This is a genomic window from Corynebacterium nasorum, from assembly GCF_022347325.1.
In the GTDB taxonomy this organism is placed as follows: Bacteria; Actinomycetota; Actinomycetes; order Mycobacteriales; family Mycobacteriaceae; genus Corynebacterium; species Corynebacterium kefirresidentii.
Genome location: NZ_JAKRDU010000010.1, coordinates 64816 through 79025, shown reverse-complemented (window position 1 = coordinate 79025; position 14210 = coordinate 64816). Strand labels below are relative to the sequence as shown.

Below are 14210 nucleotides of genomic sequence, written 5' to 3'. Positions count from 1 at the left end.
CATGCAACTCAACCGCCGACCCCGCAAAACCCTGGGCTTTCAAACACCAGCCGAGAAAATGGCCGCACTGATAAACTCAACCGAAACATAGGAAGTGTTTCCACGACCACTAGAATCTGCCATGTCTAACATGTGGGAAACCCCCTTGTGCGAGTGAAACTTTCCTGTGCCTGACAGGTATGCCTGCCAGGTGCCGGTACCAAGGCAGCACCTGCTACGCACAAACGTTAGGACCACACCCCCGCTGCCCTAGGCAATCTTTGCGCTATCTTTACGCCTCCCGCTCGCAATTTTTATATTTCCTTTACACCCCTTGTGCGTCACCTTTTCTTCAGGCCGGGAACCGCCCTTAATCCACAACGAAGGCCCGCCGACAGCGCATCGGCGGGCCTTCTCCCCATGACTAATCTCTCGGTACCCAAGGAGGGAATGGAGCGCACCCTCCTGCAAGCACCGCCCGTGATTAGGCAAGCCTAAGTTTATAAACCTTTCGTAGGATGGTCAAGGGTTTGCCCATAAATTTCTTAACTCCTGACAAAAACACAGTTAACCTGCAATAACGAGTACAATCCGGAACCATGGCTGAGTTGAAATCCACTATTTCCGAACAACTCCGCAAATTCTGGCGTGCCAATGAGAAGGAATTGACCGATTCCCCGCGTCGCGGTGTCGCCTCCCCTGCCGAAGCCACGGCACTGCGCGAGGAGGTCGCGGCCGAGATTGCGGAACTCATCAAAGCGCAGAAGATAAAGACCAGCCCCGGCGATACCGCCCTCGACGCCGATGCGGCCGCCACCCTCCCGCTAGGCGCACGCATGAAGCCACGTGGGATCTTCGAAGATGACTGGGGCGCACGTCCTACCGCACAACGCCCCTGGCCGGTCATCCTCATCCACGGCACCTGCGATACCAAGGGCGTATGGCAAATCCTCGGCAATGAGCTGCGCCAAGACGGCTGGGCGGTCTTCGCCCCTGACTACGGCCGCCGCGCCACCCAACCCCTTGCAGAATCCGCCGAGCAACTCGATGCCTATATCCGCACCGTGCGCATGGTCACCGGCGCGAACAAGGTCATCCTCATCGGCCACTCGCAGGGCGGGCTCCTCGCCCGCTATTGGATGCGCATGATTGGCGGCGCCGAGCATGTCCTCCACCTGATGTGCATCAGCGCGCCAAACCACGGAACTACCTACGGCGGTATCGTCAGCCGCCTCATTCGCACCCCGCGCCAAGAGGCGGTAATGCGCTCCGTCATCGATGGCTGGTTTGGGCCGGCGGGAATGGACCAAATTGTCGGCAGCGAAGCGCTACGCGAGGCCAATCGCGATGGCGACTTGGAATCTGGCGTGAGCTATACCTGCATTGCCACACGGTCTGATGCCGTCGTGGTCCCACCCGAAACCTGCTTCCTTGATCCCCGCGGCGTCGCAGAGGGCACCGTGCGAAATATTTATGTCCAAGACTTCGACCGCCGAGCAGTGGTCATGCACGAGGATATGCCCATGGATAAGCGCGTCCATGCCATCGTGCGCACCATCTTGGAATTAGTAGAGACTATCCCCCGCTAGTTAGAGCTCCAGCTCATCAAGGACCGCGTCAAAGGCTGGGCCCACCTGCGTGCGCCACAGCGTATCCACCTTCTGATCACCCCGGCCGGGGCCGCCATTGATGACGGCTACGCGCTTGCCCTGCTTCTTTGCCTCCAGCACAAAGCGATACCCACTCATCACCGCAAGAGAGGACCCAGCCACCAGCAGCGAGCGCGCCTGTCCCAACACGGCAAAGGCGGCATCGCGGCGCTCAGCCGGCACGGGCTCGCCAAAGTAGACGACGTCTGGTTTCAATAATTCCGATCCACACCGCTCGCATCCGGCCATGCGAAACGCCGCCACGTCGGATTCATCCAGGGTCACGTCACCATCCGGATTCACTTGGTCTGCCTCCACCACTAGGCGCTCCAAGTACCCCGGATTTGCTGCGGCCAAACGCGCATCGAAATGCGTCCGCGCCTCCCGATATCCGCACATCAGGCACACGACGGTTTCCATATCGCCATGCAGCGCCACCAAGTTCGCGGTCCCGGCCTGTTTATGCAGGCCGTCCACATTCTGAGTAACCACGCCATTAATCAGCCCGGCGCGCTCCAGTTCCACCAGCGCATAATGCGTACGATTCGGCGCCGCAGCATCCATGACTCGCCACCCCACAAAACTGCGGGCCCAATACCTATGGCTCGCGGCGGGGTCATGCCGAAATTCCTGATAGGTCATCGGACGGTGCCTACTCAGCGAGCCACGCGGCCCCCGATAATCCGGCACCCCTGAGTCCGTAGAAACCCCGGCCCCCGTTAGCACCATCACTGGGCCCTCGCGCAGCTGCTTGACGACGTCCCCTAAAGCCCTCCCTGGCTCCGTATGCGGCGCCGATTCCTCTACCACTCGGGCGATCGAGCGCAGCGCGGACTGGTGCGCAAGGGAGACGGCTGGATCCATGCTCCCGATGCTAGCTTTCGGGCAAGTGCTCTACGTATAGCCACTCCGAATCCAGCTCCCCGTGGCGCGAGCACTTGGTATGCCAGCCATCGGGGCGTACCTGGGCCACCATGCGGCGACCACAGATTTGGCAGTAGCGCGGCACATCGAGTCCAGCTGCGGCTGCAGGGTGCAGCGTAAAGACTTCCTCGATCGGCTTGCCGGTATTCGGATGGAAAATCGGCTCATCCCCAGCCAGGACGGCAGCGGCCAATTCGGAAGTCGGCGCGGATAAACCAGCCACTACAGGGCCTTAATCGGCAGATCGATGCGGTTCAACATGTCCACATCCTTTTCAATCTGCTGGCCCAGGGTGGTCAGGTAGTTACCGGCAATGATGGCGTTGATGCCGCCGAGCAGGCCGCGCTCCGTGCCGTCGTCGCCAAGCGAAAGCTCGCGGCCGCCGGCAAAGCGCAAGGTGGTAGACGGCATAGCCAAGCGGAATGCCGCCACGGCGCGCAGGCCCTCACCCAGTGGAACCAGCGGGCGATCCGCAAATGGGGTGCCCGGGCGCGGATCCAGGAAGTTCATCGGCACCTCGCAGGGATCAATTTCTGCCAGCTGCGCGGCGAACTCGGCGCGCTGTTCCAAAGACTCGCCCATGCCGATGATGCCGCCGCAGCAAACCTCCATGCCTACCTCGCGCACATAGTCGAGGGTCTGCTTGCGCTCCTCCCAAGTGTGGGTGGTGACCACATTGGGGAAGAAGGAACGGGATGTCTCCAGGTTGTGGTTATAACGCTGCGCGCCCATGTCCTTTAGGCGCTGCGCCTGCTCGCGGGTCAGGGTGCCCAGGGAGCAGGAAATCTCGATATCGACGGCGTCATTAATCGCTGCAATCGCCTCGCCTACCTGGTCCAGCAAGCGATCATCCGGGGACTTCACCGCAGCGACGATGCAGAACTCAGTAGCACCGGTCTTGGCGGTCTTCTGCGCTGCCTCCACCAACTCCGGGATGTTGAGGCGCACGGCGCGCACTGGGGACTCGAAGAGGCCGGACTGAGAACAGAAGTGGCAATCTTCTGGGCAGCCGCCAGTTTTAATGGAGATAATGCCTTCCACCGATACGTCTGGACCACACCACTTCAGGCGGGTCTGGTGGGCGATATCGGCGATTTCCTCCAATTGGGAATCCGGAACCTGTAGTACTTGCAGCAGTTCTTCCTGGTTGAGGCCTTTGCCTTGCTCCAGTGCTTTTTCGCGGGCGATGTCAATAATGCTCATAGTGTGAACCATACTTGAACAGCGTTCAGCTTTGGTTAAAATCACATAAAATTTTTCCCAGCGTTAGGCTCGATAGCATGACGCTTTATGATGACACCCTCTCCCTCCTCCAAGAACTTATCCGCAATGCCTGCGTAAACGACCTCACGCCGGACTCCGGTCACGAGGTACGCAATGCGGATAGTTTAGAAAAATTCTTCGCGGGCGAAGACGTGCAGATTGAGCGCTTCGAGTCCCACCCAGGCCGCGTTTCCATCGTCGTGACCGTCCCCGGCGATCCGGACAAAGAACCGCTCACCCTCATGGGGCATACAGACGTCGTCCCCGTCGACGAACCTAAATGGACCAAGCCTCCCTTCGAGGCGCTCATCGAGGACGGCAAGCTCTACGGCCGCGGTTCCGTAGACATGCTATTTATTACCGCCACCATGGCCGCCGTCACGCGCGAGGTCGCCCGCACCGGCAATACGGGCGGCACCCTTGCCTTCGTCGGCATGGCCGATGAAGAGGCCCGCGGCGGTCTCGGCGTGCGCTTTATGTCCGAAAACCACCCCGATGCCTTTTCCTGGAAGAACTGCTTATCTGAAACCGGCGGCAGCCACCTGCCCGGCGCGGTGGGTTTCAACGTGGGTGAAAAGGGCGCCGGCCAGCGCCGCCTGCACGTACATGGCGATGCCGGCCATGGCTCCACCCCTTATGGCAAGGACTTTGCCATCGTAAAGATCGGTGAGGTGGCCCACCGCATCGCCGCCGCTGAGCCGCCCACGGCTTCCAATGAGATCTGGGAGGGCTTCGTGCGCACCTTCAAATTTGACCCCCAGACCGAGCAGGAGCTTATCGACGGCACCGGTGACTACTCCAAGTTCGGCAACCTCGCCGCCTACGCGCATGCCTTTAGCCATACCACCATCGCCGAGACCGTCCTGCGCGCCGGCGGCGCCATTAACGTGCTGCCTTCACATGCCTACCTGGAAATGGATGTGCGCCCCTTCCCCGGCCAGACCCAAGAGGATCTAGATGACTTCCTGCGCAGCGCGCTTGGAGACATGGCCGATGAGGTAGAAATCGAACACCTCATTACTGAAGATGCCACGCAATCCTCCACCGATACCGAGCTGTGGCGCGCCATTGAGTCCACCTCCAAGGAATTCTTCCCCGATAAAGACGTCGTCCCAGTTCACGCCACCGGCGGCTCGGATCTGCGCTTTGCTCGGCGCAAGGGTGGCAATGCCTATGGCTTTGCCATGCACGCCGAGGGCCGCGATATGGCCAGCGCCAATTCACAGCTGCACAGCCACGACGAGCATCTCTACTTGGAGGATCTGAAGCTCACCGTGCGCGCTTACCGCAGCCTGGTTAATCGCTTCCTTGGCCTGTCACAGGCATAACAAGTGTGGCAAGATAGCTGGCATGAGCTTTGCACGTAAGTCCGCGCTGCTATCTGCAGCTACCGCCCTGACCGTAACCCTCGCCGCCCCTGCCGCTGCCCATGCCGACGCCGTTGATAACCTCCTAGCCAAGATGCCTGCCGGCCAGATTTCCTGCTCCCAGGCGAAGCAATACTGGACCAACTCCGCTGACTACAACCAGAAGAAGTCCCAGGCCCTCGCCGTTGCCACCGTGCACCCACGCGGCAACGAGGTTCGCGACGCCATCGGCCGCATGGACGAGGCTATTGCCCGCTGCGGCCTAAACGGCACTACTGGCCAGGGCAAGCCGGTCAACACTGGCGGCCAGCGCGGCAATGCTCCCGCACCAAAGCCGGCTCCGGCTCCGTCCCCGGCGCCAGCCAAGAACGCCAAGGTCATCGAGCTGGGCACCATCCCTGGCCAGCCGACTGTCGACGTCCCGTTCTTGGGCCAGACCTTCCGCATCCCGGATGCAGCCAAGATTGCCCAGAACGCTGTATCCCAGCTCCAGCTGCCGCAGATTCCGCAAATCCAGCAGCTACAGCAACTGTCTTCTTTCTAGCGGTCTAGCTGAAAATAGATCCCGGCATGCGCGCTGCAGCCGGGATTAAGTTTATGCCCACAGTGGGGACAGGCAGGCACGGCGGCATAAGCGTGGTAGTTCATCTCGGTGCGGCAGGCGCCGCAGAGGACTGAGGGGGCGTCGGCAAGCATGGGCCCAAACTCATGGTCAGTGAGCTCGGCGTGGCACAGCGCGCAAGCAAAATACTCCCCGCAGGTGGCGCACTTATTTGCCACCACGTCCAGCGGGGAATGCCAATGCCTGCACCGGCCTTCCGCATCAATCGCGCCGTGAATCTTCATGGCCGTCAGCATACGCGCCACCCTGCTGCCACTGCTGCTTCTTTTCTTCAGACTTCTTGGCATTGCGCACTGCCTGAATACCCACCACAATGGCAATGATGATCGGCACCCACACCTTGCTGTAATCCATCAAGAATACGAGCCAATCGGGCGGATCGATGTCAATATTGAAGTCAATATTCGGCACGGGCAGCTCAATCTGCGGCAACTCCGGCACTGGGAGCGCGATATCCGGCAGGTCGATATCCGGCAGCTCCCAATCCGGCAACAACCGAGACAAAATGCGGCTGATTATCGGGCCAAGCACGATCACGCCTATGGCCCAGCCGGACTTTCCCAAGCCGCCCAGGAGCGGATACAACACCCGCTTAAAGGAGCTTTCCTCCATGGCCGTGCGGCGCTTTTCTCCTAGTGAGTCGGCCGGTGGATCGAGGGCAACTGCCTCCTCACCATTGCGGTAGTAGACGTCTAAGAGCTCGCCAAAGGGGGAGGCTTGGATATCTAGGTAAGGCTTGGTTCGCGGGGCGGAGTTCTCAAAAAGGGTGAGGTCTTTTTCGATCTTCTTCTTTAGCGAATAGCGGCCCGCACGCGGCCGATCGTGGCGGCTGCGTACCTGACCGTTCACCACAATCTGCAGGCGTGGGCTCGGGTTCTTCCGCCAGAGCCGGAGGCGTTCCGGCAGGGTTGCATCGCCTGGAACCGGGGTGAAGTCCTTCGCTTTCTTAGGCCACTGGCCCATCTCCGCGAATTCGGCATCGTATCCGCGCTGCACCTCGATAGTGCCCACCTCGGGGTGCTCTAGGCGCCAGGTCTCCATTAGCTCTTCCCTGCCTTGGAGCCCACCACGGCACCTAGCTTGCTCGCAGCCCATGCCAAGAAAACAAACACTGGGAGGTAAATCCACGTTCCCTCATTGAAATACAGGGACATGGCGGCAAAATAGGCCAGCCCAGCCACACAGAAGATGGTCCAAGAGGCGCGGAAAGTGGCGCCGTCGACAAGAGCAATGATCACCGTCAGCACGGCCATGAGGATGAGCAGGATAAGGCCGGAAACAAGGTGGTAGACGGCGGGCGGAACAACGATGAAAACCGCGACCATGGCGATGGGTGCCCACCATTGCCACCAGGCGCGGCTGGGCTCGTCTTTCGTTTCCGCTTCTTCTAGCTCCTCAAACACTCACCCAACCTATCACAGGGCTTGGCAGAACTTATGGAGGAGAAATCCTCCCTACGTCCGGCTTAATCCTCCCCGCGGAGGATACCGCGATGAGCAGGGCATACTTAGCGTTGAGTACATGAAAAGCACACCACTCATCCTCGCGGCAGGCGTGATTTTTGGTGCCATCTACGGCACCAATGCACTCCTGCCAGATATATACGACAACCCCACCTCTGAGGTGCAGGCCGGCCAGGCGCGCATCCCCGGATTATCCTGCACGGAAGAAGATGGCTCCACCACTGCCGAGCCGCGCTGGGACTGTGACGGCACCCAGATCCGCGCTAAAGAAGTCGGCGTACAGGACAAAGACCAAGCCACCCGCCGGTACCTCCGGGCAATGAGGGAAGGTACGGCCATGCCGGAAGGAGACATCGACCGCGACGGGGATAAGCGCACGCTTAGCGATGGCGACCTCGTAGCCATCAGCATTGAGGGCGATGGCCCCACCACGTTCCTCTCCTTGCACGGACCGCGGGCTGAAGAACTTGCCCAGGAGGTAGAAAAGGCATGAAGAATCTGTACTGGCTATCTATCGCTTTCGGCCTGGTAGTTTCCGGCTTTTTCTTTGTTGATCGCCGTTTTACCGAGGTGGGGCTCATCGGTGCGCTCATCTGCGCTGGCTTGACGCTTGGACTGGGATTCTGGTGGTTTAGGCCGCGGCCGATGTGGCAGGGCATCCTATGGGGTGCGCTCGCCCAGCCGGTGGTGGTGAGCCTCAACGATCAGATGGTGGGGATCTCGGACAAGCTGGGGCTCACCCACCTATACGCGGCCTTCTACTCGCCGCTTCCGGAAGAAACCATCAAGCTCCTCGGCGTCGTTATTATTATTGCGGCTTTTGGAAACGTGAAGCATCCCTACCAAGCCGCCGCGATCGGCATGGCGGTAGGCCTTGGTTTTGATGCCATGGAAAATGTGCCGTTCATCCTCAACGCGGCCATCGATGACTTGGACGGCGACCTCTGGGGCGTCATCATTACCGGTATCGGACGATTCTTCACTGGCGCCTTTAGCCATGCGCTGTATACGGGGGTTGCGGCATGGGGCGTCGGCAAGCTCTATGCGGGGGCACGCCACGGATACTGGCAGGTGGCCGGATTCTGGCTGGCCGCCATCGCCCTGCATACCCTATTCAATGCCTCGACCATCATTGCGGGTGATTAGCCGGTGACCATTCTCCTTATCGCCCTCATCACGTGGACACTGGTTATTTGGGGCCTGCGTTTCATACGCAAGCAAGATAGGAGATATGCGGCACAAAGAAGCGAAATTACTCTGCCCACCAAGGATCCAGAATATAGCTGTTAAGCTGCGAAAATACGAAGGAAAAGGCTCGTGTCCGAGGGGTGTTATAAGGTGTGAATCGTACACAAGTTCACACGATAATTTAGGTACGATGCGCCATGGAAGAACCCTACTTTTCCACGACCAACACCACCGACCCCACCACACGCTCAGCCTTTGAAATGCGAAAGGCGGAATACGAGTTCTGGGTGAACCAAGTGCCCGATCTCGATTCTGATTTCGAATTAGTCACCCAATCCCTCTACCGCACCACCGGCGTCAATGAAGGCCGGATTAACCATATCCTCATGGCGCTGCATCGCTTGGAGGAGCTACCCGAGCTCCAAGCGCTGCAGCACCGCCTCTATCACTTGGACCTCGACCGGATTATTGCCATCAATAAGTCCCTCAACCGCTTGGGCAATCCGACGCCAGAGGTGGTGGCGCGCATCGATGAGCAGCTCACCGCTTACCTCACCCCTACCCGGCCCAACCAGATCATGCGCACACAGGCGCAGATCAAGCGCAAGCTCAACGAGCTCATCAACCTCGCCGATGACACATTGGCCGTCACCCAGGGCCCTACCCAGCCGCGCTACACCATGGAAAACTGGGGCGATAACACCTCGGCGGTGACTTTGAGTGCGGACCCGGCGGTTATCGCGAGCGTCGATAAGTGCATCCGGCAGACCGCGCTAGAGCTAGATTGCTCGCTTGCCGACGCCGCCGTTGCACTCCTCACCGGCCGCACCCAAGCCCCCGAAATCATCCTCAACGGCTATAAAGCCACCGACGTACCCAATTCCCCGGCCTTTATTGAATCCGTGGGCTGGCTCGACCCGGCGCGCTCGAATGCACTGCCCTACACCAAAATCCGAGAGATGGATCCTAACCAGGAAGTAAAGGGCTACGTCACCCCGGCGGCCATGGCTGCATACCTGGAAGGATTTGACGGTACCTGCCGCTATCCCGGCTGCAATCGCCCGGCCACGGCCTGTCAGAAGGATCACCGCATCAACCACGCGGACGGTGGCCCGACCACTCCGTCTAACTTGGCCTGCCTCTGCCAGCACCATCACAATGTGAAGACCGATGGTCGTGCTTTCTACGTCATGGATCCACATACGCGCGACATCATCTGGCTATTTGAAGACGGAACCTGGACCGCTACGGAGCCCTCCGGCCCGCTGGCACCCAAGAACAAGAATTGGGTGCAGACCTTTGCGCAAACCATGACCGCCCACCGCGCCCGAGCATATGAAGAGGCCCAAGAACTCATGCGCCAGCAGAAAACCACCCTTAGGGAGGAGGAATAATTCCACCAGCTGCCCTACAGTGGCTGGCATGACGCAAAATTTATTCACACTGGATGAGCTCGTAATTACCCAGACCAAGTCCTTCCTCAATGATCAGTTCATGATCACCGATATCGACGGCACCCCTGTGGGCACGATCCTGCAATCCACCAGTCTTAAAGATATGGTGTTTAAATCCTCTCGCAGCTTGGAGGTCGCACTCACGGATGCTGAAGGCAACCCCCTACAGACGGTCATGACGATTTCGGATCCGCCGAATTTTCTGCGGGATACCTATGAGGTGCACTTGCCGGGAATCGAACAGCCCATGGCCGTCATTACCAAGCGTTTCTCCATGCTCAAAACAAAGCTGGAGCTGACCATGAAGGGCTTTCCTGACGTCGAAATTCGCGGCGATTTCTGGGATTGGAACCTCTCCATCACCTCCCACGGCCGCCAGCTTGCCAACGTCACCAACGAGTGGACCGGCGTAGGCAACTACTTCATGGGTAAAAATACCTACTGCCTAGCCATCACCCCAGGTCTCAACGAGCAACAACATGCTGCCATCATCGGCGCCGTGATGAGCATGGATATGCTGCGGACGAAGGAAAAGAACAGAGAGTAGATGTCTGCTACGATATGAACATGTTCACTGAACCTGTTCATAAAAACTCACGTGCGCGCTCGAAGAACACAACGCGCCTAAAGGTGTTAACCGCTGCAGGCGAACTTTTCGAAACTACGGGATATGCCGATACCAGCATTAGAGAAATTGCGAAAAAGGCTGGTGTCAGCGTTGGCACAGTCATGTCTGTCGGCGAAAAGCGCGCACTGCTGGTTCAAAGCATCAGCCACAAAATTGCAAAGATTCATGACGGACTCAGGACTCAACCACCTGGAGATCTCATTTCGGTCATCAATCCATTTTTGGAGATGTTTGCAGGACACAGCGAACTATCCCGCGCTTACGCATCTGCTCTCATTGAACTTGGCGATCAAGGGCAAGAGCTCAGACGCTTGGAACATCTTCTCACGGAAGAAATCCTTCGACGTCTCGCGGCATCAAGATTGACCGAGGATGAGTCTCGCGATCTTGCAGGAGTCTTGTATCACGCCTATCTAGGTTTGCTAATCGGCTGGGCCGCCGGACTTTATTCGTCGCAAGAACTAAAAGACCAAGCACGCACAATCATCAATCGCCTAGAAAGCGTATTTGGAGTCCAACTATGATTTTCGACGAAACAGCCCCTATCTGGCCTTCCATTCTCCTTGCCGTCATTCTTTCAGGCGACGTCATACTGTCAATTCGTCCCGTTAAGTTCATTGAAAAATGCCTCACCGGCGTAAAATTCCCACGCCAATGGTGGTGGGCTCTCATCTATATCAAATGCGTCGCGATTTCCGGGCTGATAGTCGGACTTGCCTACCCCGGAGTCAGAGTTGCGGCACTAGCAGGCATCGTCACATATTTCTTTGCTGCAGCCTTCGCTCACCTGAAAGCCAAATTCACCGGCACCGAATTCTGGGCTAACTGTTTGGGCATGCTTATCCTTTCCATCGCGGCGCTAATTGTAACGCTCGCCGCATAATGCAGAAAGGAGTTCTACATTCCCGTAGGCACTTTCAGATCTAACCCCTATTAGGTGGACACCTGATGCCCAGTCCGGTTAGGTTGGGTACAAAGGTAATCTACCACCATGTCTAGGTACTCCGAACAGTTCAAACGCAATGCCGTAGCACTCTACAAGAACAATAAGGAGAACTCGCTGAGCTCAGTGTCAGCATTGTTTAGAATCAACCGTGCATCACTGCATTCTTGGACTAAGCTCTACGCACCGTCAAACACACTCGTACGAAAACCGTCCATGATAAAGCCCATTCCGCTTTTTCACCGTGGTAGAGATATTTGCGTATTCTTTGCGGCATAATCTAAGGGATACACAACGGATTGCTCAGTACATGGGGATTTCTGGACCTTGGCCACGGAAGTTTTCGGTCAAAAATCCGAACTCGACTTCCCATATATGATACTCACTCGGTAAGAATGAAGGCTCCTTTTTCTGCCGAGAAACGACCTCAGTTTGAGCTGCTTCACGCGTGGTAAATGCAGCCAATATATCTGGGCTCATTTCTTGGAAACGCACGGAGGAATGTTGCGCATACCCCTCCCTAAAAACGAGATAGACAAGTCTCGGGAAACGAGACTTGTCTAGTTTTCCGTCCCAGCCGTCAAGGGGAACTTCTTCAGTCCAACAGGTTATACCTGGAGAATCAACATGCTCGCCCATGGCACGCTCCTGCTCTCTGGTTAAAGCTATTCCGACAAATTCTTCGTCAGACGTAGCTTCCGTACGCGCAAAGAGCACAAAAATTTTAGCCTGGTTGCTGCTATCTGAAATTCTACCTATTAAGCCTTGCATACTTCTCTAAACGGTTTAGTTTTAACAGTCGCAGTGTAAGTTTTATCGGAGCGTGTCAAATTATTTGTGTGTGGAAAAACTTTTATTCCCGTTTATGCCGCCAGGGTAGAGAAACCACAGCACCAATAAGCAAGATGGCAGTGACACCTACTAAATATGCTATGGATACCCAGGGGATTCCATCGCCGCCAAAGAGGCCGTATCTAATGGCTTCACTTATGTGGACAGCCGGGTTGGCTTCTCCCACTATCTGAAGCCACGAAGGCAACAAGTCTTCAGGAACGGCAACCGGGCCGAGACTTAGCAGCGTAATAGCCAATAACAATGAGATGGAAGATGCCTGCTCAAGGCTGGAACATAATGCTCCAATTATCATTCCGGCAGAAAGAAAAGCACAACCAGCAAAAAATAGGGCTGGAATGATAGTGAAAGAAGGAGATAAAGAAAGCCCGAGAATCTTAACTACCGCAACTGGAGTTATGAGCAGTGAAGGAGTAGCTAAGAGACTAAAGGCGATAAAGCTCCCCACAACAAACTGGAGGCGCTTTGCCCCAGTAGCAGCTAGTTGATCTAGAGCTCCATTCGCCTTCATAAAGGAAATATTGGTGGCAATTTTACCCTGCAACTCGAATAGCAAAGAAAAAGATAGACCACCAATAACAGCGTACTCAACGGCGGCCCCACCTAAATTTTGTGCGTACACACCAAGCCCTAAGGACATTAGAACAGGAACGACAATCCCAGTAAGCAGCATGGACGGCCAAGACCAGCGCCAATTAGTCAGCTGTATGCGTGTAAACGTAAAGGTGTTACTCATGCTTCATTCGTTTGGGATGCGATTAGGTTGACAAAAACATCCTCGAGATTGGGTGAGCTAATAGTAATATCGCCGGCTCCTTCGTCACATAGTTTCGAGACAATTCTCGGAACTTCGTCGACACCTACTATCTGCTCGCAAGGTTCTGAACTTTTATCACTATTGGACTCAGTGCGGTACGCAATGGTTCGTCTATTTTGAACGTTTTGCATGACTTGGTTAACCGTGCCGTTGGCAATGAGCCGCCCTTTATCCATAATTCCGAGATGAGTTAGGCAGGATTCAACTTCGGAAACTGCATGAGTGATTACCAATACGGTAACTCCCTTATGAGAGAGTGCCTCAATTTCGTCCCATACTAGACGGCGATTTAACGCATCCAGCTCATTCGTGGGCTCATCCAGAATGACGAAAGGGCGGTTTGAGGAGATAGCGATTGCAAGTTGGACAAGTTTACTTTGTCCACCAGATAGCGATCTCACCTCTCGATTGCGGAATCGAAGAATGCCTAGCTTTTCTAGGAGATGTTTCTGCTGCTTGTTCGATGACTTCGTCCCGTACAGCCGACCAAAGAAATTCATTGATTCCTCTACAGTCATGGTGTTTAGGGCTAGCGGAGATTGCGACAAATATGCGACGTTTGACCTCTGCCAGTGAGTGGTTGCGGACGCATCTCTGCTTTCATTTATCCAAATGTGGCCGGAAGTAGGGCGTAGTATGCCGGTGAGGATACGAGCTAAGCTGCTCTTTCCTGAACCGTTGCGCCCAATTAAACCGTAGACACTACCCCTGTCGATATTTAGCGAAACGTTGTCGACTGCGGGCTTTTCTCGATTAGGATAGGACTTACAGAGACGCTCTAGTCGTACAAGTTCTGACATGACCCACTGTCCTTTAGTTGACGACGAAGCTGCCTAGACTTACGGCGGACGACGTTAAAGCAGTCGAGATGTGCAATGTCATCATCCGAGAATGATTGCGATAGTAGCATTCTCAACGCTTTGCTGATCATGGTCATAAACAGCATTACGGTTTGGACACCAATGTAAACTGTGGGCCTGACCCTCGGAAAGTAGACACGTCGGGAGTAACTTTGCTGCTTGCCATATTTACCATCGACAAATAAGCGTACTCACCTGATT

Annotated in this window: 18 protein-coding genes; 9 read left to right on the top strand and 9 right to left on the bottom strand. The window is 56.2% G+C overall.

All coding sequences use genetic code 11. The annotated features are described in order from the left end of the window. Positions 1 to 578: 578 nt before the first annotated feature. The gene (locus tag MHK05_RS08945) at positions 579 to 1568 is read left to right on the top strand and encodes a lipase family alpha/beta hydrolase (RefSeq protein WP_239206208.1); all 990 of its coding nucleotides are present in this window, start codon (positions 579 to 581) and stop codon (positions 1566 to 1568) included. On the opposite strand, the gene MHK05_RS08940 is transcribed toward MHK05_RS08945, so the two are convergent. From MHK05_RS08940 to bioB, 3 genes are read right to left on the bottom strand one after another with little or no spacing between them, the layout of a single operon-like run. Then, on the bottom strand, positions 1569 to 2492 hold the full coding sequence (locus MHK05_RS08940) for a Sir2 family NAD-dependent protein deacetylase (protein ID WP_239206206.1): 924 nt from the start codon (positions 2490 to 2492) through the stop codon (positions 1569 to 1571). Between the two features lie 10 nt (positions 2493 to 2502). Beyond that, positions 2503 to 2775, bottom strand: a complete 273-nt coding sequence (gene bsaP, locus MHK05_RS08935; RefSeq protein WP_239206204.1) for a biotin synthase auxiliary protein BsaP — start codon at positions 2773 to 2775, stop codon at positions 2503 to 2505. Next, a complete protein-coding gene (gene bioB / locus MHK05_RS08930) occupies positions 2775 to 3755 on the bottom strand; it encodes a biotin synthase BioB (protein ID WP_034655643.1) in 981 nt (326 codons plus the stop codon). Before bioB ends, bsaP begins: the two co-directional genes overlap by 1 nt. Positions 3756 to 3832: 77 nt before the next feature. Here bioB and MHK05_RS08925 point away from each other — a divergent pair, with 77 nt between their 5' ends. Both MHK05_RS08925 and MHK05_RS08920 read left to right on the top strand, forming a co-directional pair. After that, complete coding sequence (locus tag MHK05_RS08925) at positions 3833 to 5143, top strand: M20/M25/M40 family metallo-hydrolase (protein ID WP_239206202.1); 1311 nt, start codon at positions 3833 to 3835, stop codon at positions 5141 to 5143. A gap of 22 nt (positions 5144 to 5165) precedes the next feature. Further along, positions 5166 to 5726, top strand: a complete 561-nt coding sequence (locus MHK05_RS08920) for a hypothetical protein (protein ID WP_239206200.1) — start codon at positions 5166 to 5168, stop codon at positions 5724 to 5726. Here the strand turns inward: MHK05_RS08920 and MHK05_RS08915 are convergent. From MHK05_RS08915 to MHK05_RS08905, 3 genes are read right to left on the bottom strand one after another with little or no spacing between them, the layout of a single operon-like run. Beyond that, complete coding sequence (locus MHK05_RS08915; protein ID WP_239206198.1) at positions 5723 to 6028, bottom strand: CHY zinc finger protein; 306 nt, start codon at positions 6026 to 6028, stop codon at positions 5723 to 5725. The genes MHK05_RS08920 and MHK05_RS08915 overlap by 4 nt on opposite strands. Next, on the bottom strand, positions 6006 to 6845 hold the full coding sequence (locus tag MHK05_RS08910) for a hypothetical protein (RefSeq protein ID WP_239206196.1): 840 nt from the start codon (positions 6843 to 6845) through the stop codon (positions 6006 to 6008). The genes MHK05_RS08915 and MHK05_RS08910 overlap by 23 nt, the downstream gene beginning before the upstream one ends. Next, entirely contained in the window at positions 6845 to 7207 is a 363-nt protein-coding gene (locus tag MHK05_RS08905) for a heme transporter (protein ID WP_239206194.1), read from the bottom strand. The genes MHK05_RS08910 and MHK05_RS08905 overlap by 1 nt, the downstream gene beginning before the upstream one ends. A gap of 118 nt (positions 7208 to 7325) precedes the next feature. Here MHK05_RS08905 and MHK05_RS08900 point away from each other — a divergent pair, with 118 nt between their 5' ends. From MHK05_RS08900 to MHK05_RS08875, 6 genes are all read left to right on the top strand, one after another. After that, entirely contained in the window at positions 7326 to 7760 is a 435-nt protein-coding gene (locus MHK05_RS08900; RefSeq protein ID WP_023020271.1) for a hypothetical protein, read from the top strand. Further along, the gene (locus MHK05_RS08895) at positions 7757 to 8413 is read left to right on the top strand and encodes a PrsW family glutamic-type intramembrane protease (protein ID WP_239206192.1); all 657 of its coding nucleotides are present in this window, start codon (positions 7757 to 7759) and stop codon (positions 8411 to 8413) included. The genes MHK05_RS08900 and MHK05_RS08895 overlap by 4 nt, the downstream gene beginning before the upstream one ends. A 239-nt stretch (positions 8414 to 8652) precedes the next feature. Next, complete coding sequence (locus MHK05_RS08890) at positions 8653 to 9849, top strand: HNH endonuclease signature motif containing protein (protein ID WP_239206190.1); 1197 nt, start codon at positions 8653 to 8655, stop codon at positions 9847 to 9849. 28 nt (positions 9850 to 9877) lie between these two features. Then, entirely contained in the window at positions 9878 to 10456 is a 579-nt protein-coding gene (locus MHK05_RS08885; RefSeq protein WP_023020268.1) for an LURP-one-related/scramblase family protein, read from the top strand. A gap of 20 nt (positions 10457 to 10476) precedes the next feature. Further along, positions 10477 to 11061 carry a TetR/AcrR family transcriptional regulator gene (locus MHK05_RS08880; protein ID WP_239206188.1) on the top strand — a complete coding sequence of 195 codons (585 nt, stop codon included), beginning with the start codon at positions 10477 to 10479 and terminating at the stop codon, positions 11059 to 11061. Continuing rightward, positions 11058 to 11420: a DoxX family protein gene (locus MHK05_RS08875; RefSeq protein WP_239206186.1), complete on the top strand. Its 363-nt coding sequence runs from the start codon at positions 11058 to 11060 to the stop codon at positions 11418 to 11420. Before MHK05_RS08880 ends, MHK05_RS08875 begins: the two co-directional genes overlap by 4 nt. A 363-nt stretch (positions 11421 to 11783) precedes the next feature. Here MHK05_RS08875 and MHK05_RS08870 read toward each other — a convergent pair whose 3' ends face one another. The 3 genes from MHK05_RS08870 to MHK05_RS08860 all read right to left on the bottom strand — a co-directional run bounded on the left by MHK05_RS08870 (position 11784) and on the right by MHK05_RS08860 (position 13949). Continuing rightward, on the bottom strand, positions 11784 to 12251 hold the full coding sequence (locus MHK05_RS08870) for a hypothetical protein (RefSeq protein ID WP_034660245.1): 468 nt from the start codon (positions 12249 to 12251) through the stop codon (positions 11784 to 11786). A gap of 82 nt (positions 12252 to 12333) precedes the next feature. After that, on the bottom strand, positions 12334 to 13068 hold the full coding sequence (locus MHK05_RS08865; protein ID WP_239206184.1) for an ABC transporter permease: 735 nt from the start codon (positions 13066 to 13068) through the stop codon (positions 12334 to 12336). Then, positions 13065 to 13949, bottom strand: a complete 885-nt coding sequence (locus tag MHK05_RS08860; protein ID WP_239206182.1) for an ABC transporter ATP-binding protein — start codon at positions 13947 to 13949, stop codon at positions 13065 to 13067. The genes MHK05_RS08865 and MHK05_RS08860 overlap by 4 nt, the downstream gene beginning before the upstream one ends. Between the last annotated feature and the right edge of the window lie 261 nt (positions 13950 to 14210).